Origin of the sequence: Arthrobacter sp. JZ12, from assembly GCF_035189165.1 — a bacterium.
Lineage (GTDB): Bacteria > Actinomycetota > Actinomycetes > Actinomycetales > Micrococcaceae > Arthrobacter_D.
The window spans coordinates 1,456,575-1,479,606 of the sequence record NZ_CP045246.1 but is presented as its reverse complement, the minus strand read 5'-3'; the positions used below and the strand labels follow the sequence as shown (position 1 = coordinate 1,479,606).

Genomic DNA, 23,032 nt, shown 5'->3' with positions numbered 1-23,032 from the left:
CGAAGCAACTTGTCCAGTGTAGACAATTTTCGCGCCGCCGCAAAATCGGCTCCTGCGGGGCTTCTCAGCCCTCCAATGGAGCGGACGGCATCGAAGCCAAACCGACATTGTGCTCAGTCAACTGCCAGCGAACCGGCCCCGACGACGACGGACTCAACTCCTCCAGGACAGACCAGTGGCAGTTCGCCACGCCAGCAAGTGAACCCCAGAGTTCGGGAGGGATGCCCATCAGCGCGGCGAGTCCGGCGCGGATAGCACCTCCGTGGCTCACCACAATAACGGTCTGTCCGGGTTCCAGCCGGGTAACGGCGTCGAGCACGCCGGCCTTCATCCGCTCGCCGACGGCGAGCCTGCTCTCTCCCCCACCCGCCGTCACGTTCGGACTGCCCTCGTGCCAGGCTTTCTGGTCCCCGGGATAGCGGCGGCTGATCTCGGCGAACTCGAGGCCCTGCCAACGCCCGGCGTAAGTTTCCCGGAATCGAGCGTCAGGTTCCGCCGGTACTCCCGTCGCAACACACAGGGCTGCGGCAGTGTCACGGGCCCGCTCAAGGTCCGAGGAGACTATGAGCGTTGGCGCAAGATGCCTCAGCTCATAGGCTGCCTGTGAAGCCTGCTGGCGGCCGAGATCGTCAAGCGGGATATCCTCCTGGCCCTGGAACAGGCCGCGCGCGTTCCATTCGGTGCGGCCGTGGCGCCAGAAGACCACGCGGCGCCCTTCGGGTACTGAGTTCCCGGCTGCGCTGTCGACAGCGTGCGGATTCACTCGCCGTCGTTCGAAGCAGCTTCGGCTGACGCGCCCTCGCCGTCGCCGTCGCCCAACTGCAGATCCACCGTCGGGCAGTCTCCCCAGAGCCGCTCGAGGGCGTAGAAGACGCGGTCCTCCTGGTGTTGCACGTGGATTACTACCTCTGCGTAGTCCAGGAGCACCCAGCGGCCCTCGCTTCGCCCCTCACGGCGCACCGGCTTGAGGTCCTGCTTGGCCAGTTCCTCCTCGATGCCGTCGACAATCGCGTTGACCTGCCGCTCGCTGGGTGCGGATGCGACCAGAAACACGTCTGTGATCGCCAGGCGTTCGCTGACGTCCATGGCAATGATGTCCTGGGCAATCTTGTCCGATGCTGCACGCGCTGCGGTGCGTGCAATCGCTATGGACGATTCGGATGCGCTCACTAATCTCCTTGGGTGGAGCCGGCAGCTAGAGGCCGCCGACAATCATCATGATTCCGGTGATCAGGGCGAGTGCGCCCAGACCAACAACTGAATATTGGACAATCCGCATGCGCTGCACACGGGCCAGGCCCGCGGTCATCGCGTCCAGCGGATCGAGTCCGTAGGCACTGCGTGCACGGATCGGCGTAACGCCGTCGGAGCCGGGACGACGCTGTTCCCGCACCATCGCCTCTGCCTGTGCCAGGACTCGCGACCTGCCTGGCGACTCGGGCACGGGCGACGACGACGGCGGCACACTGGGGACAGCAGGCGCCGACACCACAGGGATGTGGGATGTGGACGGCGCGGGCGATGAAGGATCTTCCGCGGGCGCTCGTACAAACTCAACCGGCGACACGATAGACAGGTTGTGTGCCGTGGTCGGGTCATTCACCAGCGGCTTGCGCAGTTGGTTTTCCTGAGTGAGCTGCTGGATCTTTTGGGCCCGCGTATTCAGGATGGCCGCACGTTCGGCCAGGGCCTTTTGCTGGGCCAGAATCTCCAGGTCCACCGAGAACGGGTCGTCCTTGGCTGCCGCTTCCATCATCGCGACCTGGTTCTGGGCCTGTCCGATAATGGCTTCCCGGGCTGCCAACGCCTGTTCGACCGTCATCTCCGGGCCGTCGGTCGCTGCCGGGCCGCCCTGGGAGGCCTGTCCGGAATTGACTGCGCCCTCGGGCTGTCCTCCCGGTGGGACCTGGGCTGCCGCCTGCTGCTGCAGGCGAAGCTGCCGGCGGGTGGGAACCTCTGCCGGTCTCTCCTGCTGCTTGTCCGCCAGTGCCCGGTAATTTCGCAGCATTTCGCGATCGCGCGCGCGCACCTGCGAAAGCCGTTCAGTTGAAGGATGAACCGACGACGGCGCATCGACCGGCGCGTTCGCTGCCCTCCGGCTGCGCCGCTCCCGAACGGGAGTTGCCGTTGCAGCAGGAGCCGGAGCTGGGGACGATACTTCCCCGGGCGACTGCGGCTGGTCCCCGGCAGAAGTCTCGCGCGCGTTCCGGAGCGACCTCCGGCTCTGTGCGGACTCGTGACCGTTACTCATTGCTTTCTCACCCGGTGATTGTCATGTAGTGGTGGATACTTCAGTGTGGACCGTCTGGCCCGCCCCCAATTTGTTCCTGTGGTACAGCCCATGTTTGGCGATGTACTGCACAACACCGTCCGGCACCAGGTACCAGACCGGTTCCCCGTCAGACACCCGCCGGCGGCAATCCGTTGACGAGATGGCCATGGCCGGAACCTCCATGAGACTCACATCGGTACGCCTGGTACTCAGTTCATGGCCCGGACGGGTCACACCTACGAAATGGGCCAGCGACCACAGCTCGTCAACGTCCTTCCACGACAGGATCTGCGCCATCGCGTCAGCTCCGGTGATGAAGAAGAGCTCCGCTTCCGGCCTGGATGCATGCAGATCCCGCAGGGTGTCGATGGTGTACGTGGGCCCTGGCCGCTCGATGTCTACCCTGCTCACGGTAAAGCGCGGATTCGATGCCGTCGCGATCACCGTCATCAGGTAGCGGTGCTCCGCCGGGCTTACTTCCTTCGTGTTCTTCTGCCAGGGCTGCCCTGTGGGCACAAAAACAACTTCGTCCAGGTCGAACGCGGCAGCGACCTCACTCGCGGCAACAAGGTGCCCGTGGTGGATCGGGTCGAACGTCCCGCCCATGACCCCCAGACGCCAACGGGATGATCCGCGGCTGGGAGCATTGGGATTGATCCCATGCTGGGCAGTTGATGAGGGAGGAACGGTCAAGGAAATCAGTGCTGCTGGGAGGCTTCGCCGTGATCGTGCTTGTTGGGGTGCTGCCGGTGCGGATCCGCGTGCTCCCGCACAGCTTCGTGACGGTGCCCCAGGCTGGTGAACGAGATGGTCACGAACATCAGCAGCAACAGCGCACCCATGATGATGGCGCCGTATGCGATGGCCGGCATCGGAAGCTCGGTGTGGTGCTCAGCGGTCTCGGCTGCCACTACTGCAACGTTGAGGATCTGGTTCAGCATTCTTCTCCCCTTGGGAATGAGGTGCGCACGGACTGCACTATTTTACGAGGGCGCGCGTCAGCGCATGATTCCCCTCTATCCTACGCGGTAAACGGAAGGTACTTTCTTCCTACTTCCGGATCTGCCCGTCACCCTGGATGATCCACTTGGTGGTGGTCAGTTCCTTCAGCCCCATCGGTCCGCGCGCGTGCATCTTCTGGGTGGAAATACCCACCTCCGCTCCCAGGCCGAGCTCGCCGCCGTCGGTGAACCGGGTGGAAGCGTTGACGATGACAGCGGCCGAGTCCACGCCGGCAATGAACTGCTCGGAGCGAGAGAGGTTATTGGTGATAATCGCTTCGGTGTGGCCGGTACTCCAGGTTCGGATATGGTCCAAGGCCTCATCCACTGAGTCCACCATCGCCACGGCAATGTCCAGGTCCATGTACTCCCGCGCCCAGTCGTCGTCGTCCGCGGTGTCTGCGGTGACGCCCTGCGGGAGAATGGCCTGGATTCGGCTGTCGGCATGGATCCGCACACCGGCACCCGCCAGTGCAGCCAGCACGGCAGGCGCTGCCTGGGCATCACGGTGGACCAGCAGCGTTTCAACGGTATTGCATACGCTGGGACGCTGCGTCTTGGCGTTGAGCAGGATCTCCACGGCCATTTCCTCGTCAGCGCTCTCATCGAGGAAGATGTGCACGTTACCCTCGCCGGTTTCAATCACCGGAACGGAGGCGTTGGTCACCACGGTCTGAATAAGGTCATGACCGCCGCGCGGGATCAGTACGTCCACCCGTCCGCGCGCCTTCATCAGGACGTTGGCCCCTTCGCGTCCGAACTCATCCACGCTCTGCACCGCATCGGCAGGCAGCCCCGTCCGGTCCAGTACGTCACGGATGATTCCCAGCAGTGCGGCGTTGGTGTTCGCCGCCGCGCTGCCTCCGCGGAGGATAACGGCGTTGCCGCTCTTCAGGGCGAGGCCTGCGATATCAACGGTCACGTTGGGCCGGGCCTCATAAATGGCGGCGACAACACCCAGTGGAACGTGCACCTGCCGGAGGCGGACGCCGTTGGGCAGTGTCTGTCCCCGGGCAATGGTTCCCACCGGGTCAGGAAGGCCGGCCAGATTGTCCAGCGCCGCGGCAAGGCCAGCAATGCGCTCCTCCGTCAGGCTGAGGCGGTCGAGCAGTGCCTTGGAAGTCCCATTGGCCCGCCCTGCTTCCAGGTCCAGTGAATTGGCGCGCAGGATGGCGTCGCGGTTTGCGACCAGCGCCTCACCGATAGCCTGCAGCGCCTTGTCCTTGTGCGCCCGGTTGGCGCGGGCGATGACCCGCGACGCCGTCCTGGCGCGGTCGGCGATGGCGTGCACAGCCTGCTCCACGTTCCCATCAACAGCCAGCGGCTGCGCGGCAGCGGTGCTGTCGGGGATGGCGGGGGCAGTCTGCTGTGTTGTCACGTCAGTCATCCATCCAGTCTAACGAGGACCGGCAGCGAACCCCAGCCGGCTTTACGCGGGCGCAACCGGCTTCAGAACCACCAGGTCGTTCACGTGCACCACGGACCGTTCGTACTCCGGGCCAAGTTCCTTCGAGAGCTCGCTCGTAGACCGGCCGAGCATCCGCGGCAGTTCGAAGGAACTGTAGTTGACCAGCCCGCGGGCAATGACGACGCCGCTGCGGTCCACCATCTCGACCGGATCGCCGGGCTCGAAGTCCCCGCTCACTGAAACAATGCCGGCCGGCAGCAGGGAGCGCCTGCGCTCCCCCACTGCCTTGGCTGCGCCGTCGTCGATCGTCAACGTGCCCTGAATGCGGGCGAGGTGAGCCAACCACAGCAGCCGGATCGGCTGCCGACGACCGCTGGTGCTGAACCAGGTACCCACATCCTCTCCTGCCAGGGCGGCCGCTGCGTTGGCCGTCGAGGTCACGAGGGCGGGGATCCCGGACGCCGCGGCAATGGTTGCGGCCTCCACCTTGGTGACCATGCCGCCCGTGCCCACTCCTGCCTTGCCGGTCCTGCCGATGCTGACGCCCTCGAGATCTTCCGGTCCCCGCACCTCAGGGATACGCTGGGCGCCGTCCTGCGGCGGGCCGTCGTAAAGGGCATCAACGTCCGAGAGCAGGACCAGCGCGTCGGCCTTGACCAGGTGTGCCACCAGGGCGGCAAGACGGTCGTTGTCACCGAAACGGATTTCCGAGCTTGCCACGGTGTCGTTCTCATTGACGATGGGAACAACGCGGAAGTTCAACAACCGCTCCATCGCCCGATGGGCATTGGCGTAGTGGCTGCGGCGCATGAGGTCGTCGAGGGTGAGCAGCACCTGGCTGACGGTGACTCCGTGCGCCCCGAAGGCGTGGGTATAACGGGCCATCAGGAGGCCCTGCCCGACGCTTGCAGCGGCCTGCTGCGAGGACAGCTGGTTCGGCCGGCGCGCGAGTCCGAGAGGCGCGAGCCCTGCCGCAATGGCACCGGATGAGACGAGGATGACCTCCGTGCCCTCATTGTGTCGTGCGGCGAGCACGTCGGAGAGGGCATACAGCGCTTCGTCGGAAATTCCGCCGGAGAGTGACGTGAGAGAGGACGAACCTACCTTGACAACGATTCTCTTGGCCGTGGCCAGTCCGGAACGGGTCTTGAGCGGGCGCTTTTCGGTCATCTATTCCTTCTGTCGGTGTCTACCTTGCGATCTTTACCGGACGAATCGGCTGGCGGCAGTCAGCCCTCGTCGCCGTCGTCGTCGGCTGCCTTGGGCTGGGAGTGCTTGTAGTTGACCGACTCCGTCCAGATGCCGGCCTTCCGCTCCGCCTCCAGCTCGGCACGCGCGGCTGCCCGCGCATCCTTACGGTTCTGGTAGTCCTCGCGCTTCTGTTCCCGGGTGGGCCGTACAAGCTCTTCGAGGCGGACGTCCGTCCCACGCGGCGAAGCGAGCAGCTCGGCTCCGCCGACCATCGTGGGCTCCCAGTCGAAGACGACGCCGTCGCCCTCGCCGATGACGACGGTGTCCCCCGGCCTGGCGCCGGACTTGAAGAGTTCGTCCTCCACGCCCAACTTAGCGAGCCGATCGGCAAGATAGCCAACGGCTTCATCGTTTGTGAAGTCAGTCTGCTTGACCCAACGCTCCGGCTTGTCACCGAGCACCCTGAACAGCGGCTCGAGGTTCTTCTCCTCGCGCCTGATGGTGAAGCCTTTTTCGTTGACGGCACGAGGGCGCAGGACGGTGGGCGTAACTACCGGCGGCGCTGCTTCCAGCTTCGCCCGCGCATCGCGCACGATCTCGGCCATGGCGAACCCCAGCTGCCGCAGCCCCTCGCGGGTGGTTGCGGACACCTCGAATACGCGGTATCCGCGCTTCTCCAGTTCGGGCCGCACGAACTCGGCCATGTCGCGCCCGTCAGGCATGTCCACCTTGTTCAGGGCCACCAGGCGCGGACGCTCATTGAGTGGAACGACCTCTCCGCCGGGACCGGCGTAGCTCATGTCGACGTCGTAGCGCTCCAGCTCGCGTTCAATGATCTCGAGGTCGTTCAGCGGATCGCGGTCGGATTCCAGCGTCGCGCAGTCCAGCACGTGCACCAGCGCGGCGCAGCGCTCCACGTGCCGCAGGAAGTCGTGGCCAAGGCCGCGGCCTTCGCTGGCTCCCTCAATCAGCCCGGGCACATCTGCGATCGTGAAGCGGACATCTCCGGCTTCCACCACGCCAAGATTGGGACGGAGAGTGGTGAACGGGTAATCGGCGATCTTCGGCCGCGCCGCTGACATGGCAGCAATCAGGCTGGACTTCCCGGCGGACGGGAACCCGACCAGTGCGATGTCCGCGATGGACTTCAGTTCGAGCACAATGTCGCGGGCATCTCCAGGGATGCCGAGCAGGGCAAAACCCGGCGCCTTGCGCTTTTGCGAGGACAGGGCGGAATTACCGAGTCCGCCCTGGCCTCCGGCGGCCGCGACGTACTCGGCCCCTGTGCCCACCAGGTCAGCGAGAACCTCACCGTCGCGGGTCTTGACCACGGTGCCGTCCGGGACCGGAAGGATGAGCGTCTCGCCCTTGCGGCCTTCACGCCAGTCCCCCATACCGTTGCCGCCGTTGGTTGCGTGACGATGCGGAGCGTGGTGGTAGTCAAGCAGCGTGGTGGTCTGCGGGTCGACGCGCAGAATGACTGCGCCGCCGTCTCCCCCGTTGCCGCCGTCGGGCCCGCCGAGCGGCTTGAACTTCTCGCGCTTCACCGAGACACAGCCGTGCCCGCCGGTGCCGCCCGATACATGCAGGACAACCCGGTCAACGAAGCTTGCCACGGTCTACTCCTCTTGGAAATGTTCAATCAGTGCCGAGTCTATGCGGCTTAAAAGAAGGTGGGGCGAGCCGTCCGGCTCACCCCACCCGAAAATCTTGTCGCGTTGAAGCGCGGTGCGGTTGCGAGTATTTACTCGGCTGCCGCACCCACAACGTTGACAACGCGGCGTCCGCGGCGGGTACCGAATTCAACGGCGCCGGCCTCGAGAGCGAACAGCGTGTCATCGCCGCCACGGCCAACGTTTGCGCCGGGGTGGAAGTGGGTTCCGCGCTGACGAACGATGATTTCACCGGCCTTGACGACCTGTCCGCCGAAGCGCTTCACGCCGAGGTACTGGGCGTTGGAGTCGCGACCGTTGCGAGTGGAGCTCGCACCCTTCTTATGTGCCATCTGTTATGCCTGCCTTCTTCTCAAAGAATCCTGGAATCAGTAACCGTGTGTGGTTACTTGATGCCCGTGATCTTCACCTTGGTGAGCTCGGAACGGTGACCCTGGCGCTTCTTGTAGCCGGTCTTGTTCTTGAACTTCTGGATTACAATCTTCGGGCCGCGAAGATTCTCGACGATCTCGGCAGTGACAGTAACCTTTGCCAGGTCCTGTGCTGCTGACGTCACCTTGTCGCCGTCTACCAGAAGGAGAGCAGGCAGCTGGAAGCTGGTGCCGGCCTCACCGGGGACGCGGTCAAGGGTAACGAGGTCTCCCACTGAAACCTTTTCTTGGCGGCCGCCTGCGCGGACAATCGCGTACACCACTTGGGAACTCACTTCTCTCGACGATCAAATTTGCATACATTTTCCGGGGAAGTACACCGTTCTCGGCGTATCCCTAAGGGGTGCCTGTGAACTTCCGTCACATCCGCCCACCGAAAAAAGTCATACGAGGGCGCTCGCACCGAAGATCTAGATTACGGCAATTTCGCGGATTCCCGCAAATTGAGCCGCGTCGGCGCGTCGAAAAACTCGTGCTCGTACCAGGCGGAGGCTTCGAAGGCTTCAAGCATAGCCGACCGGTCCTCTTCCGAAGCAGCCGCGAACGCCGCATCCGCGAAGGCGATTGCGCGCTCGGTGGCCGCGGCAAAGGCCGGGTCGGCGTAGGTCGCCATCCACGCTGCGTACGCGTGCTCCTCCGCACCCTCGGACCCCACCCACCGGGAATGAAGCGCGATTCCCACGTGCGCGTACAGCCAGTAGCAGGGCAGCACGGCCGCAACGAGGACGGGGTAGCTCGCATTCCCTGCGGCCGCCAGCAGATGGTCAACATACGCCTTGGTAACCGGGCCCTGACCGGCGTCAAGGGTGCGGCCCGAGAGCCAGGTGCGGTGCAGTTCCGACTCAACCTCCAGGCAGTTCTGCGCGGACGCAGCCCAGAAGAGCTGCTCGGCTTCGCTTGGAGCGAGGGAGCTTGCCCTGGCCAGAACGCGCGAGTAGCCCCGGAGGTACAGAGCGTCCTGCTCAAGGTAGTAGGCAAACTGGTCGGCGGGTAGCGTACCGTTGCCCAGCGCCGTTACGAAGCTCAGGGACTCAACCGCCGTGCGGGTTCGGGTGGTTCGCTCCCAGGCCTGCTCGCTGAACGGCCTGGTATCGCCCGGCTGCTTGCCGGCGGAGGAACCGGCCGAGGAACCGGCGGAGGAACCGGCGGAGGAACCGGCGGAGGAACCGGCGGAGGGTACGAAGGAATGGAAGTGGTGGATCGGTCCGTTGCCGTGACCCACCTCCAGTTCGCCGGCCCGCTCAAGGGCACCCTGCAGCCAGTTCTTGACCGATCGCAGGGACTGTTCCCAGTTGCCGGTCTGTGCATGGACTGTGGCCAGGGCAGCAGACAGGGAGCAGCCGGTTCCGTGAGTGTGCCGGGTCTGCACGCGGGGTCCGCCCACAACCGTAACGACGGCCGTACCCGCGGAGGGATCAACCAGTGCGTCCGGGCAATCGGTTCCGGCCAGATGGCCGCCCTTGACGAGCACCGCTGTGCCGGTGGACAAAGCAAGCCGTTCGCCCTGCTTCAGGGCAGCCTCCCAGTTCGCAGCGACGGGTTCGTTGACCAGCACAGCGAGTTCGGGAAGGTTCGGCGTCACCAGATCGGCCAGCGGAACCAGCCCGCGCAGGGCTTCCTCGGCGTCGGCTGCCAGAAGGCGGTCTCCGCTGGTGGCCACCATGACCGGATCAAGCACGACGACGGCACCCGCCACGAGCGGGAGCCACTCCTTCACCGTGTGGATGGTCTGCGCATCCCCCAGCATGCCGATCTTCACCGCATCGATTACCACGTCGTCGCTGACGGCGCGAAGCTGCTCCTCAAGGAATGCGGGCGGCGGGGTATGCACGCTTCGCACACCAAGGGTGTTCTGGGCAACGAGCGAGGTAACAACCGCCATGCCGTACCCGCCCTGGGCACCGATGCTCTTCAGGTCCGCCTGAATCCCTGCTCCGCCCGTCGGATCAGTCCCCGCAATACTCAGCACGCGCGGAATGGTGGTCACCCGCACGGGCTGTGCAGGGTTTTCCCGGTTCCCGTGGTTCTCAGGGCTTTCAATGTCTTCTGGGTGCTGCACGAGCGTGCGAATACTCATTCGCGACATCCCTCCGCTAGGCCAAAGGCCGCCGGGCGGCGGCCATCTCTAGATCAGGTTCAACGCGTCTCATCTCAGCCGGAAAGGACCGGCACCGCGTGTCACTTCGCCCCACCCTACCCCGCCCCGATGGTGGCGACCGACATTTCCGCCCACATATGACAGCGGCCGCTCCCATACCGGGAGCGGCCGCTGGCGTAGCTGGGTAGAGCTGGTACTAGAGCTCCGAAGCAGGAACCCCTACCCCGAGGATCGTAGGTTCCTCGGTAGTCTGCGGCTTCGGCGCGGGCGTGTGCGCGCGGGCTACATGCTGTGTTCCCGCCGCATGCTGAACCTCCGCCTCGGCAGCCCGCTCGATAGTCGATGTGGCGGCCGAGCCCTGCGCGCTGCTGGCAGCCCGGTGGCGCCGCTTCCGCCGGCTCGACGACGGAGCTTCAGGCTCCCCCTGCACCGGCTGCTGGGTGGGGCGTGCCTGTTCCTTCTCAACCTCGGCGGCCGGCTCTACCGGCTCCCCGGGCTCCACCGACGCAGTTGCGGATGCGTCATCCTGTGCTGCCGAAGGGAAGCGGTTGAAGGCTTCCGTGAGGCTCTCCAGCGTCAGGCGGGGCTCCTCGCGAACGGGAGCAGGAACACTCTCACCGCGCGGAAGGCTCACCTTCTCCCCATTTATCGTCAGGACAGCCGCAGAGGACGCTGCCGGCTCAACCGGATGATCTTCGTGTTCATGTGCTGCATGGGTGGCAGCAGCGATGTTGGCCAGGGCGGCACGGGCAGCCTCGGCACGCGCCTGCCGTTCGGCGTCGTCGGACTTCTGCTCCGGTGCCGGTGCCTGCTCCTCCTGCTGCTGGTTCCGCGCCCGGCGCTTGCGCTCGCTGCGGGATATCTTCTCCTGGCGCAGGTGCTGCTGGTGGTTATCAGGCGAGACTGCGTGGCGACGGTGCTCGACCGGCTCGTCATGGGTGACGACGCCGCGTCCGCCACAGTGCTCACAGTTCTCACCGAAGACCTCAAGCAGGCCGGTGCCCATGCGCTTCCGTGTCATCTGGACCAGGCCGAGCGAGGTCACCTCGGCAACCTGGTGCTTGGTGCGGTCGCGTCCGAGGCACTCGACCAGTCGGCGCAGAACCAGGTCACGGTTGGCTTCAAGCACCATGTCGATGAAGTCGATGACAATGATGCCGCCGATGTCACGCAGCCTCAGCTGGCGCACAACTTCCTCGGCGGCCTCGAGGTTGTTCTTGGTCACCGTCTCTTCGAGGTTGCCGCCGCTGCCGGTGAACTTTCCGGTGTTGACGTCGACGACGGTCATCGCCTCAGTCCGGTCGATCACCAGCGAACCGCCGGACGGGAGGAACACCTTCCGCTCCAGCGCCTTGTGGATCTGCTCATCGATACGCCGCGCAGCGAAGATGTCTTCATCCACGGTCCATTTCTCGAGCCTGCCCACCAGGTCGGGGGCAACGTACATGACGTAGGCCTCGATGGTGTCCCAAGCCTCCTCGCCGGAGACGATCAGCTTGGAGAAGTCCTCGTTGAAGACGTCGCGGACCACCTTGATGGTGAGGTCGGGCTCCCCGTACAGCAGTTCGGGAGCGAGCGTCTTGGTTGATGCCGCCTTACCCTCGATCGCTTCCCACTGGGAACGCAGGCGGTTGATGTCGTGCGTGAGCTCCTCTTCGCTGGCACCCTCTGCGGCGGTGCGCACAATGACGCCTGCATTCTCGGGCAGGCGGTCCTTGAGGATGCGCTTGAGCCGGTTGCGTTCGACGTCGGGTAGCTTCCGCGAGATGCCGGTCATCGATCCACCCGGTACGTACACGAGGTAGCGGCCGGGCAGGGAGATCTGGCTGGTAAGGCGGGCGCCCTTGTGGCCCACCGGGTCCTTGGTGACCTGGACCAGTACCGAATCACCCGACTTCAGCGCCAGCTCGATGCGGCGCGGCTGGCCGTCCAGCCCGGCGGCGTCCCAGTTCACCTCACCGGCGTACAGCACCGCGTTGCGCCCGCGCCCGATATCGATGAAGGCTGCCTCCATGCTGGGCAGGACGTTCTGGACCTTGCCGAGGTACACGTTCCCGATCAGGGAGTCCTGCTGAGTCTTGGAGACGAAGTGCTCTGCCAGCACGCCGTCCTCCATGACGGCGATCTGGATCCTGTCGTCGCGCTGGCGGACGACCATCTGGCGGTCGACGGACTCGCGCCGCGCCAGGAACTCGGCCTCGGTGATGACGTGGCGGCGACGGCCGGAGTCGCGTGATTCACGGCGGCGCTGCTTCTTCGCCTCCAACCGCGTTGAGCCCTTCACGCTGGTGACGCGGTCGGACACGGCTTCCTGGCTCTGGCGCGGTGCACGAACACGCGTCACGGTGTTCGGCGGATCGTCATCCTGCCCGCCGGTCAGTTCCAGGTCCTCATCACCGCGGCGACGACGACGACGGCGGCGCGACGTCACCGATTCACCCTCGTCCGGCGATTCGCTGCTCTGCGGCTTGGACTCCGATTCCGTGCCTTCGCCCTCGCCTGAGCGGTTCCGGTTCCTGTTGCGCCGGCTTCGGCGGCGGCCGCGGGACTCCTCGTCCCCGTCAGAGTCTTCGGTGTCGTCCTCGACCGGAGCAGCCTTGGTAGCGGCGCGCGGGACGACGGCAGTCAGGTCCGGTGCGTGGAAGAGCAGCGAGACGGGCGAGTCCGGGACCGTGAAGGGTTCGGGCACCTGAGCGGAGGCAGCAGCGGTCTTGCCTGCCTCGTCCGCCGCATCTGTTTCCGGCACCTCGTCAGTTCCGGACATCTCCGCCGCTGTCGCTTCCGCCTCGACACCGCCGGATCCAGTCGTGCGCACGGCTTCTTCGTTTTCCTGCGCGGGTTCCGCAGTTCCGACCGGTTCTACGGACAACGGTTCTGCGGGTGCTGCATCGGCAGGGACTGCAGCCTTGTTCGAGCGGGATCGCGATGAGCGGGTGCGTCGCGTCCGCGCCGGAGTGTCCTCGTCGGCGGATCCTTCAGCTGCCTCCGGCTGCGCTGCTTCGGGGATTTGCGCTGCTTCGGTTGCTTCGGTTGTCTCTGCTGCCTCTGGTGCTTCCGGTGCGGCATCTGCCTTCCGTGCCCGACGGCGACGGGTCGGCGCTGCTGCGACTGCATCAGTACCAGCACCAGTACCTGCATCAGCAGTAGCGGACGCATCAGCAGCGGCTTCAGCAGCCGTACCGGCATTCTCATCAGTGCGTGCAACTGCCGCGCCGGCTGCGTCGCCGTCAACAGCCGCTGGCTCCGCCGCGGTCACGGCTTCGGTGCCCTCGACGTTTGTCTTGCGGGTTCGCCTGGCGCGCACCGGCTTTTGAACTAGCGTCCCGCTTTCCTCCTGGGCTTCCGCCTCGCCGGTTGCGGCAGGCGCCGCCGCTTCGGAGATCACAGGCGAGGGAACCAAGTCCGAGGCTGCGGCGTCGTCGGCCTTCCTGCGACGGGTGCGCACTGGCTTGCGGGCCGGCGCTTCCTGCCCTGAGTCCTGTGCCGGGGCTTCCTGCGGGGCCCCGCTTGTCAGAACCTCTGCGGAATCTGATGCGTTGATATCCATATTCGGCTGTGCTCCATCCTCGCAGAACGCCGTCCACATTCCGGCGCCCCGAGGCACTTGGTCGGATGTCCGCGGCCGTTGTGCTCGCGCCACCCGGAAGTCGTTATCTTGTCGTTCGAGGTCGCACCATCAATGGGGCGCGGCATCACTCGAAGACCAGTGGCGCTTTTCCTGCCCGGCCGCTGAAGCCAGCGCGGGTTCTGCCCGGCGGATCCTGCGGTGGTCAGCTGTAGTGCCACAATCCGCAGGAGCATCGCCGGCAGTACGGGAAGCCTGTCACTGGACCAGTGCAGAAATGTGGTTCCTGCACCAGCCACGTTCATTGTCTCACATGCCTGTCTCTGACCGCGGTGCAGGGCGCTAGACTCGCTGGTGGCGACAGCGAGGAGGACCAATGGCAGGCAGCGCCCGCGGCGGGACAGCCCCTGGGGCAGCAGACGGAAACCCGGCACGTGAGGGCTCGGTCCCCGCTTTCGCTATGGACCGGGGAATCGCCTGGGTCCTTGCGGTGTGCGGGCTCGTCGGATTTCTCGCCTCGGGTCAGCTTGTCCTCGAACGCTTGGCCCTCTACGCAGACCCCAATTACGTAACCTCGTGCGACATCAGCCCGTTCGTCTCATGCGGTGAGGTGTTCCGCACGTCGCAGGCTGCCCTGTTCGGCTTTCCCAATCCGCTCATCGGAATTGTTGCCTTCCCAGTGGTGATCACCACGGCCATGGCGCTGTTCTCCGGTGCGCGCTTCGGCCGGTGGTACTGGCGCGGGCTGCAGGCCGGCGTGACGCTGGGCTTCATCTTTGTGATCTGGCTCTGGAGTCAGGCCCTCTTCGCGATCCACATCCTGTGCATCTACTGCATGGTGGTGTGGGCAGCCATGATCGTGCTGATCGTCCTGCTCACCACGCGCAACGTGATCCGCGGCGACCTGCCGGCACCGGCTGCCCTTCGCCGCTTCCTGGCTGAATGGGCCTGGCCGCTCACGGTCCTGCTCCTGGTGGCAACTGCTGCCTCGGTGTTCTTCAGCTTCTCCGCCGCGTTCCTCGGCTGAAAAGGGCAACACGGTCAACACGGTGAACAGCGGGACGGAGCTGTCCCGGATCGGGCATCAGAGCTTGGGAAGCTGACCGGTCGCCGTCGGTACCTCGCCCGGCAGCGGACGGGCAACGGGAACCTTGGTGCCGAGCACCTGTTCCACGATGTCCTGTGCCACCTTGCGAGGAGTCAGACCGACGCGTTCCATCACCTCGCTGCGTGAGCCGTGATCGAGGAACTCAACCGGCAGTCCTACCTCGTTGAGCGCGGTGTCCACTCCAGCCGAGCGCATCTCCTGGCGGATGCGGGAACCGACGCCGCCTGCTCGAACTCCGTCCTCGATAACGACGACGATGCGGTGCTCGGCAGCCATCCGGATGACCGACCGCGCAACGGGCAGCACCCAGCGCGGATCGATGACGGTGGAGCTGATCCCCTGCGCACCGAGCCGGTCGGACACGTCAAGGGCAAGTTCGCTCATGGCGCCCACACTGACAATAAGGACATCGTTCTGACTCGACCCGGCCGGCCTGCGACGCAGGACGTCCACACCGTCATCTAGCCGCTCAATGGCTTCCACCTCGTGTCCGACGCTACCCTTCGAGTAGCGGACTACGGACGGCGCGTCGTCGATCGCCACGGCCTCGCGCAGTTCCTCCCGCAGCCGGGTGGCGTCGCGGGGGGCGGCCAGGTGCAGGCCCGGCACGATCTGCAGCATCGACAGGTCCCACATCCCGTGGTGGCTTGCCCCGTCCGGACCGGTGACGCCTGAGCGGTCGAGCACGATTGTGACCCCCGCCTTATGCAGGGCGACGTCCATGAGGAGCTGGTCGAAGGCTCGGTTCAGGAAGGTGGCATACAGCGCAACCACGGGGTGCAGGCCGCCGAAAGCCATCCCGGCTGCGCTGGTGAGGGCATGCTGCTCGGCGATCCCGACGTCGAACACGCGGTCCGGGTGCCGGGCAGCAAACTTGTGCAGCCCGACCGGGATCAGCATGGCGCCGGTGATGCCGACAATGTCCTTGCGCTCATCGGCGATGGCCGCAATCTCATCTGCGAAGACCGAGGTCCAGGACTGCACTCCCCCGCTCTCGACCGGTTCCCCGGTCTCCGGGTCGATGATCCCCACAGCGTGGAACTGGTCAGCCTCGTCGGCCCGCGCCGGGGCGTAGCCGTGGCCTTTCTCGGTGATTGCGTGCACGATCACCGGACCGCCGTACTTTTTCGCCTGGCTGAGGGCATGTTCCACGGCCGCGAGGTCATGGCCGTTGATAGGGCCGATGTATTTCATCCCGAGGTCCTCGAACAGACCCTGCGGCGCCCACCAGTCCTTGACGCCCTTCTTGGTGGCGTGCAGGCTCTTGTAGGCGAAACGGCCGAGGGAGCCGCCGTTCTGCAGCTTCCGCTTCCACCAGTCGAGCGTTCCCTCATATACGCGGTGGGTGCGCACGGTATCGAGCGTCGGGCGCAGCGACGCAAGGTAGTCGGCAACTCCGCCGATAGTGGGAGCGTAGGAACGGCCGTTGTCATTGACCACGATGACAACGCGCCGGCGCTTGTCCGCCGCAATGTTGTTGATCGCTTCCCACGCCATGCCGCCGGTGAGCGCGCCGTCACCGATGACGACGACGGCGGTGCGGTCGTTCTCTCCGTTGAGGACGCGCGCCCGGGAGATACCGTCGGCCCAGGAAAGGGAGGATGACGCGTGCGAACTCTCCACGATGTCGTGCACTGACTCGGAACGGGACGGATAACCTGACAGCCCGCCCTGCTGCCTCAACGAACCGAAGTCCTGGCGGCCGGTGAGGAGCTTGTGCACATACGACTGGTGCCCGGTGTCGAACACGATGCTGTCGCGCGGCGAGTCGAAGACGCGGTGGATCCCGATGGTCAGCTCGACAACGCCGAGATTCGGCCCGAGGTGTCCGCCGGTGCGGGAAACCTTGCTGATGAGGAAGGTGCGGATTTCTGCTGCCAGACGTGAAAGCTGTTGTCCTGACAACCTGGTGAGGTCCTGTGGGCTATGGATGGTCTCCAGGAGTCCCATCGTGCCTCCTTCTGCGTCTCGGGCACCGATGCGGGGTGTAACTGGCTGTTAACTCTAACGTGGCACACCGGCATCAGGTGCCGGTGTGCCACGTTTACGCCGCAACACGCCGCACCCGGGTGACCGGGTACGGCCTGTTCGTGGGAATCCGGGTGACGAGGAGCCGGCTACCTGACCGCCGTCAATTGCCGCAGAACATACTGCAGGATGCCGCCGTTGCGGTAGTAATCCGCTTCTCCCGGTGTGTCGATACGAAGGACCGCATCGAAGGACACCGGCTCGCCGTCTTCCTCCGGAACCGCAGTCACCCGAACCGTTGCCGGCGTGGTGCCGTTGTTGAGTTCAGTGACGCCCTCGATCGAGAACGTCTCGGTACCCGTCAATCCGAGGGACTGGGCGTTTGCGCCCGACGGAAACTGAAGCGGGAGCACGCCCATCCCGATCAGGTTGGAGCGGTGGATACGCTCATAGCTTTCGGCGATGACGGCCTTCACGCCAAGCAGCGCAGTGCCCTTCGCAGCCCAGTCGCGCGAAGACCCGGACCCGTACTCTTTGCCCGCAAGGATCACCAGCGGAGTGTCGGCCGCCTGATAATTCATCGCAGCATCGTAGACATAGGTCTGCGGGCCACCGGTCTGGGTAAAGTCGCGGGTAAATCCGCCCTCGACGCCGTCCAGAAGCATGTTCCGCAGGCGGATATTCGCGAATGTTCCGCGGATCATTACCTCGTGGTTGCCGCGGCGGGACCCATAGGAGTTGAAGTCTTTTCGTGCCACCCCGTGCTCAAGAAGGTAACGGCCCGCCGGGCTGTCCGATTTGAAGGATCCTGCGGGACTGATGTGGTCGGTGGTCACGGAATCGCCCAGCCGGGCGAGCACGCGTGCTCCCTCGATGTCCGATACCGGCTCAGGCTGCGCCTGGATGCCGTCGAAATATGGGGGCTTGCGCACGTAGGTGGAGTCTTCATCCCACTCGAAGGTGCTGCCCTCCGGAGTGTCGAGCGCCTTCCAGCGTTCGTCCCCGTCGAAGACGCCCTCGTAACCCTTCGCGAACATCGACTCGTCGATCGAGGAGTCGATGACCTGCTGGACCTCGGCGGGGCTCGGCCAGATGTCGCGGAGGAAAACATCCGCACCCGACTCGTCCTGTCCGAGCGGATCCTTCTCAAAATCGAAGTCCATGGAACCGGCCAGGGCATAGGCGATCACAAGCGGAGGCGAGGCCAGGTAGTTCAGCTTCACGTCGGGGTTGATACGCCCCTCGAAGTTGCGGTTGCCCGACAGCACCGCCGCGACCGAGAGGTCGTTGGAGTGGATGGCATTGGATATCTCCTCCTCGAGCGGACCGGAATTCCCAATGCAGGTGGCGCACCCGTATCCGACGATGAAAAAACCGAGCTTCTCGAGATACGGCGTGAGACCCGACTTGTCGTAGTAGTCGGTGACGACCTTCGATCCGGGAGCCACTGAAGTCTTTACCCAGGGCTTCGAGGACAGTCCCCTCGCCACGGCGTTGCGTGCAAGGATCGCGGCAGCCAGCATCACCGACGGGTTCGAGGTGTTGGTGCACGAGGTGATCGAGGCAATAGTGACCGCTCCATGATCCAGGACGAATTCGCGCCCGTCGGCCATGGTTACCTCAACCGGCCTTGAGGGGCGGCCGTTCGCGGAGGAGGCGGCAGAGTGCTTGACCGTGGACGTCATTGCGGGGACATCGGAGGCAGGGAAAGACTCCTCCAGGGCCTCATCCAGTGCGGCCTCGTTGGAGTTGGTGACGTAGTTTTGGATGTCCTTCCGGAACTGCTCCTTGGAAGCCGTCAGCTCGATGCGGTCCTGCGGGCGCTTCGGTCCCGCGATGGAAGGCACAACCGTGGACAGGTTCAGTTCCAGGTATTCAGAAAACCGGATCTCGCGCGACGGATCGTGCCAGAGGCCCTGCTCCTTGGCGTAGGCCTCGACGAGGGCGACCTGTTCCTCGCTGCGTCCGGTGAGGCGCAGATACTCAACGGTGACGTCATCAATAGGGAACATCGCTGCGGTGGAGCCGAACTCGGGGCTCATGTTGCCGATGGTGGCGCGGTTGGCCAGCGGTACCTCGGCCACGCCCTCGCCGTAGAACTCGACGAACTTGCCGACGACGCCGTGCTTGCGCAGCATCTCGGTGATGGTCAGTACGACGTCGGTCGCGGTGGCGCCGGCGGGAATCTCACCGGTGAGCTTGAAGCCGACAACGCGGGGGATGAGCATGGATACGGGCTGTCCGAGCATGGCTGCCTCGGCCTCGATGCCGCCGACACCCCAGCCGAGCACGCCCAGGCCGTTCACCATGGTGGTGTGCGAGTCCGTGCCCACACAGGTGTCCGGGTAGGCCCGGAGCACCTGGCCGTCCTCGGTTTCCACTTGCCGGGTCATCACGGTGCGGGCCAGGTATTCGATGTTTACCTGGTGGACAATACCGGTTCCAGGTGGGACCACCTTGAAGTCGTCGAAAGCGGTCTGTCCCCAGCGCAGGAACTGGTAACGCTCGCCATTGCGCTCATACTCGATCTCCATGTTCCGCTCAATGGAGTCCGCGTTGCCGAAGACGTCGATCTGCACAGAGTGGTCAATCACCAGCTCGGCCGGCGCCAGGGGATTGACACGTGCAGGGTCTCCGCCGAGTTCCTTGACAGCCTCACGCATCGTCGCGAGGTCGACCACGCAGGGAACCCCGGTGAAGTCCTGCATGATGACGCGCGCCGGCGTGAACTGAATTTCGGTGTCAGGCTGGGCCTCAGGGTTCCAGCCGGCCAGGGCACGGATTTGTTCGGCGGTGATGTTTGCGCCGTCTTCGGTGCGCAGCAGATTTTCAAGCAGGACTTTGAGGCTGTAGGGCAGGCTCCGGGCGCCCTCGACCGCATCCAGACGGAAGATCTCGTACCTGGTTCCAGCGACATCCAGTACGCCCCTGGAACCGAAGCTGTCCACACTACTCATGTCGGGACTCCTCTCGCGGTCTGCAACCTTTGTAACCCTTAGTCGGCCGTTGTCATCCTAGTGTCGAGCCGCCGTTCTATGCCGGGCGAAGAACCGCGACTGACTCCATGTGGTGGGTGTGGGGGTAGAGGTCGAGGACGCGAAGGGACACCAGGTCCCATCCTGCATCGGTGAAATAGCCCGCGTCCCGTGCGAACGACGCCGGATCGCACGACACATAGACGGCAACCTTCGCGCCGGTGCCGGTGATCGCCCGGACCACTTCCCTGCCCGCTCCCGCGCGGGGCGGATCGAGCACGACAGCGTCAAGATGGGGACGCCGTTCGCGTAGCACCCGCTCAACCTTGCCCTGCACAATATCGACCTGTGTCCTGCCGTACAGGTTCCTTCGGGCGTCCCGGCTTGCCGCCGGTGATCCCTCGACAGACAGGACATGGCCGGTCTCGCCGACCTGCGCGGCCAGTGCCGCGGTGAAAAGGCCGGCACCGGCATACAGGTCGGCGACGCGCATGCCTGCAGCCGGCTCCAGCCCCTCTAGGACGGCATCCGTGAGCACCCCGGGTGCGCTGCGGTGAATCTGCCAGAATCCCTCCCCCGTCACGCGGAAGCTGTGCGCGCCAACGACCTCACGCACCCAGGTGCGTCCGCGCAGACGTTGAAGAAGTCCCTTCTCGGGGTTCCAGGTTGCCACGGACGCACCAGGGATACGTTCGGCCAGTGCCCGGAAGTGCCGGTCCGCGGGATCACCGGTGGTTCGAAGCAGCACCAGCGGCTCATCGTCGCCCGACGCGGCCGCCACCTCCACACCTTCCACGCCCTGGAAGCTGGTTTCCCACAGCGCCAGCTTGTTGATCGACGGCACGGCCAGCGGCATGTCAGCCACCGGAACCAGGGCAGTCGACCGGTGCTCGTGCATAGCGAGATGACCGCCGGGATCGACGGCGAAACCGACCCGTGTGCGCCAGCCCAGTCCGTCGGGAGCTTCATCCGGAACCGGTTCCACCGTGACAGACCGCTCGATCGTGCCCAGCCGCGCCAACTGCTCGGAGAAGATACCCGCCTTCAGACGGCGCTGCGCGGACAGTTCGATATGCCCGAACTCCGCGCCGCCCACGGGGCGGGTGCCCCGCAGACCTGCGAGCACAGCATCCGCGAGCGGCCACGGGTGATTGACCCGGTCGGGCGAGGCGCTGATGATGTCGGTGGCGTCAGCGCGCCAGAAGCGGGCGTCGTCGTCGTACTCGGTGAGACGGGCCTTCACCACCTCGCCCGGCAGGGCATGGCGGACAAAGACAACCCGGCCTTCATGGCGGGCAACACAGTGCCCGCCATGGGCAGCCGGGCCGATGGACAGTTCGATTTCTGGAGTCTGGGTCACCTTAGATCCTGGAATTTGCGCGCCGCATCCGAGGACGCGAGCTGCCATGGGACGCTCGCGACCATCACGCCCGGCTCGAAATGGAGCCGGGTCTTGATGCGCAGCGCGGTCTGGTTGTGGACAAGCTGCTCCCACCACTTCCCCACCACGTACTCGGGAATGTAGACCACGATCAGGTCACGGGGAGAATCGCGCCGTATGGACTTGATGTAGTCCATGATCGGCTGGATGGTGTCACGGTAGGGCGAGGCGAGGACTGTGATCGGCACCGGAACCTCGAGCCGGTCCCAGTCGGCGAGGGTGCGCCGGGTTTCCTCCGGGTCCACGTCCACCACGATCGCGTCCAGCTTGGAGGGACGCGATGCGCGAGCGAAAGCAAGTGCACGCAGTACGGGCTTCCGTACATGGGACACGAGGATCACTGCGTGCACGCGCGACGGCAGGGCGCGTACGGCGGAGGCGTCGTCAATCGCCAGTTCGCGCGCCACCTGGTCGTAGTGGGCCTTGATGCTCAGCATGACGGCGATGAGGAGGGCGATTGCGAGGACGGCGATCCAGGCGCCGAATTCGAACTTGGTCACCAGCACCACCACAAGAACCGCAGCTGTCAGGACGAAGCCGATCGAGTTGATCGCGCGGGACTTGTTGATTCGCCAGCGCAGCTTTCGGTCGACGGTGCTGCGGAGTTCGCGGGTCCAGTGCTTGATCAGGGCCAGCTGGGTAGCGGTGAAGGAAACGAAGACACCGATGATGTAAAGCTGGACAAGCTGCGTGACGTCCGCGCGAAAAACCAGAATGAGCAGGATGGCGCCGGCACCGAGGGCCATGATGCCGTTGCTGAACGTTAGGCGGTCGCCGCGGGTGCTCAGCTGCCGGGGCAGGTATCCGTCCTTGGCGAGGATGGACGCCAGCGACGGGAACCCGTTGAAGGCCGAGTGCGCCGCAAGCAGCAGGATCAGGCAGGTAGCGGCCACCAGCACGAGGAAGGGCAGGGTGCCGCCGCCGAAGATGGTCGTTGCCAGCTGGCTGAGGACGGGATTCTGGACGTAGGAGTCGGCTACCGGCTCACCTTCCAGCAGCAACTGCTCCTGCGGGTTCTGCACCACATGAACGCGGGTGGCATTGGCCAGGTAGATGACGCCGGCCGTCATGAGCGAGGCCACGACCCCGAGGATGAGCAGGGTGCTCGCCGCGTTCCGCCCCCGCGGCGGCCTGAAGCCGGGCACGTTGGCACTGGGCGCTTCCACACCGGTCAGGGCGGCAGCGCCGGAGGAGAAGGCACGGAGAATGAGCAGGGCACCGGCAAGACCCACCAGGCCCGTCTCGAACGCCGGGTCCGGGATGATTTCGAACCGTGCGCTCGGGGCCTCCTGCAGGGTGCCGGTAAGCCGCTGAACGATGCCAGTGACGCAAAGCACCAGGATCCCGGCCATGAAGACGTAGGTGGGCACTGCCAGCACTCTTGCGTCGCGGGTGAACCCGCGCAGGTTAACAATGACCAGGACGACGACGCCGGCAATTGCCAGTGCGCGCTGGCTCCCCGCCAGCGCCGGTGCCAGCGAAATGAGGTAATACGCGGCGGCAGAAACCGACACCGCAACCGTAAGGACGTAATCCACCATGAGTGCAGCGGCCACCGTGACCCCCGCGCGGTCACCCAGGTTCCGCCGTGCAATCTCATAGTCGCCGCCGCCCGACGGGTACGCGTGGACGGACTGCCGGTAGGAGGCGATGACCACCAGCAGCACGACGATGACGGCAAGACCCACCCAGGGGGAAACGGCAACGGCGGAGACTCCCGCAAGCGCCAGCGTGAGCAGGATCTCGTCCGGAGAGTAGGCCGTGGACGAGAGAGCATTGGTCGAGAAGAGAGGCATCGCAATCTTCTTCGGCAGGGCTTCCTGCCGGCGCCGGTCGTTCCGGTACGGCTTGCCCACCAGCATGCGCTTGGCGGCCTCGAAGAAAGTCAGCACAGCCCACAG

The 23,032-nt window shown here is 65.1% G+C and carries 17 protein-coding genes and 1 riboswitch; of the genes, 1 reads left to right on the top strand and 16 read right to left on the bottom strand.

All coding sequences use genetic code 11. From position 1 onward, the window contains the following. Positions 1 to 64: 64 nt before the first annotated feature. From GC088_RS06815 to GC088_RS06760, 12 genes are all read right to left on the bottom strand, one after another. Positions 65 to 763 carry a histidine phosphatase family protein gene (locus tag GC088_RS06815; RefSeq protein WP_323961603.1) on the bottom strand — a complete coding sequence of 233 codons (699 nt, stop codon included), beginning with the start codon at positions 761 to 763 and terminating at the stop codon, positions 65 to 67. After that, a complete protein-coding gene (gene rsfS / locus GC088_RS06810) occupies positions 760 to 1,170 on the bottom strand; it encodes a ribosome silencing factor (RefSeq protein WP_323961601.1) in 411 nt (136 codons plus the stop codon). The genes GC088_RS06815 and rsfS overlap by 4 nt, the downstream gene beginning before the upstream one ends. A 25-nt stretch (positions 1,171 to 1,195) precedes the next feature. Beyond that, positions 1,196 to 2,251, bottom strand: a complete 1,056-nt coding sequence (locus GC088_RS06805; RefSeq protein ID WP_323961600.1) for a hypothetical protein — start codon at positions 2,249 to 2,251, stop codon at positions 1,196 to 1,198. Between the two features lie 21 nt (positions 2,252 to 2,272). Continuing rightward, entirely contained in the window at positions 2,273 to 2,878 is a 606-nt protein-coding gene (gene nadD, locus GC088_RS06800) for a nicotinate-nucleotide adenylyltransferase (RefSeq protein ID WP_416377522.1), read from the bottom strand. A 92-nt stretch (positions 2,879 to 2,970) separates the two neighbouring features. Then, on the bottom strand, positions 2,971 to 3,213 hold the full coding sequence (locus GC088_RS06795) for a hypothetical protein (RefSeq protein ID WP_323961598.1): 243 nt from the start codon (positions 3,211 to 3,213) through the stop codon (positions 2,971 to 2,973). 109 nt (positions 3,214 to 3,322) lie between these two features. Beyond that, a complete protein-coding gene (locus tag GC088_RS06790; RefSeq protein WP_323961596.1) occupies positions 3,323 to 4,660 on the bottom strand; it encodes a glutamate-5-semialdehyde dehydrogenase in 1,338 nt (445 codons plus the stop codon). Between the two features lie 42 nt (positions 4,661 to 4,702). Next, positions 4,703 to 5,851 carry a glutamate 5-kinase gene (gene proB, locus GC088_RS06785; RefSeq protein WP_323961594.1) on the bottom strand — a complete coding sequence of 383 codons (1,149 nt, stop codon included), beginning with the start codon at positions 5,849 to 5,851 and terminating at the stop codon, positions 4,703 to 4,705. 59 nt (positions 5,852 to 5,910) lie between these two features. Then, positions 5,911 to 7,488, bottom strand: a complete 1,578-nt coding sequence (gene obgE, locus GC088_RS06780; RefSeq protein ID WP_323961592.1) for a GTPase ObgE — start codon at positions 7,486 to 7,488, stop codon at positions 5,911 to 5,913. Positions 7,489 to 7,616: 128 nt separating this feature from the next. After that, positions 7,617 to 7,877: a 50S ribosomal protein L27 gene (rpmA, locus tag GC088_RS06775; RefSeq protein ID WP_323961590.1), complete on the bottom strand. Its 261-nt coding sequence runs from the start codon at positions 7,875 to 7,877 to the stop codon at positions 7,617 to 7,619. Positions 7,878 to 7,930: 53 nt separating this feature from the next. Continuing rightward, entirely contained in the window at positions 7,931 to 8,239 is a 309-nt protein-coding gene (gene rplU / locus GC088_RS06770) for a 50S ribosomal protein L21 (protein WP_323961978.1), read from the bottom strand. Positions 8,240 to 8,391: 152 nt separating this feature from the next. Next, positions 8,392 to 10,053 carry a bifunctional hydroxymethylpyrimidine kinase/phosphomethylpyrimidine kinase gene (locus GC088_RS06765; protein WP_323961588.1) on the bottom strand — a complete coding sequence of 554 codons (1,662 nt, stop codon included), beginning with the start codon at positions 10,051 to 10,053 and terminating at the stop codon, positions 8,392 to 8,394. Then, a riboswitch (TPP riboswitch) is annotated at positions 10,045 to 10,162 on the bottom strand. (Overlaps the previous gene by 9 nt.) A gap of 108 nt (positions 10,163 to 10,270) precedes the next feature. Then, entirely contained in the window at positions 10,271 to 13,621 is a 3,351-nt protein-coding gene (locus tag GC088_RS06760; RefSeq protein ID WP_323961586.1) for an Rne/Rng family ribonuclease, read from the bottom strand. Between the two features lie 394 nt (positions 13,622 to 14,015). Here GC088_RS06760 and GC088_RS06755 point away from each other — a divergent pair, with 394 nt between their 5' ends. Continuing rightward, positions 14,016 to 14,666: a vitamin K epoxide reductase family protein gene (locus tag GC088_RS06755; RefSeq protein WP_323961584.1), complete on the top strand. Its 651-nt coding sequence runs from the start codon at positions 14,016 to 14,018 to the stop codon at positions 14,664 to 14,666. Positions 14,667 to 14,723: 57 nt separating this feature from the next. Here the strand turns inward: GC088_RS06755 and dxs are convergent, their stop codons facing one another. From dxs to GC088_RS06735, 4 genes are all read right to left on the bottom strand, one after another. Then, a complete protein-coding gene (dxs, locus tag GC088_RS06750; protein WP_323961583.1) occupies positions 14,724 to 16,697 on the bottom strand; it encodes a 1-deoxy-D-xylulose-5-phosphate synthase in 1,974 nt (657 codons plus the stop codon). 167 nt (positions 16,698 to 16,864) lie between these two features. Further along, the gene (gene acnA / locus GC088_RS06745) at positions 16,865 to 19,672 is read right to left on the bottom strand and encodes an aconitate hydratase AcnA (protein WP_323961581.1); all 2,808 of its coding nucleotides are present in this window, start codon (positions 19,670 to 19,672) and stop codon (positions 16,865 to 16,867) included. Positions 19,673 to 19,748: 76 nt separating this feature from the next. Next, positions 19,749 to 21,050, bottom strand: a complete 1,302-nt coding sequence (locus GC088_RS06740) for a class I SAM-dependent RNA methyltransferase (protein WP_323961579.1) — start codon at positions 21,048 to 21,050, stop codon at positions 19,749 to 19,751. Beyond that, positions 21,047 to 22,993, bottom strand: coding sequence for an APC family permease (locus GC088_RS06735; RefSeq protein ID WP_323961977.1), 1,947 nt, complete (start codon positions 22,991 to 22,993; stop codon positions 21,047 to 21,049). Before GC088_RS06735 ends, GC088_RS06740 begins: the two co-directional genes overlap by 4 nt. Between the last annotated feature and the right edge of the window lie 39 nt (positions 22,994 to 23,032).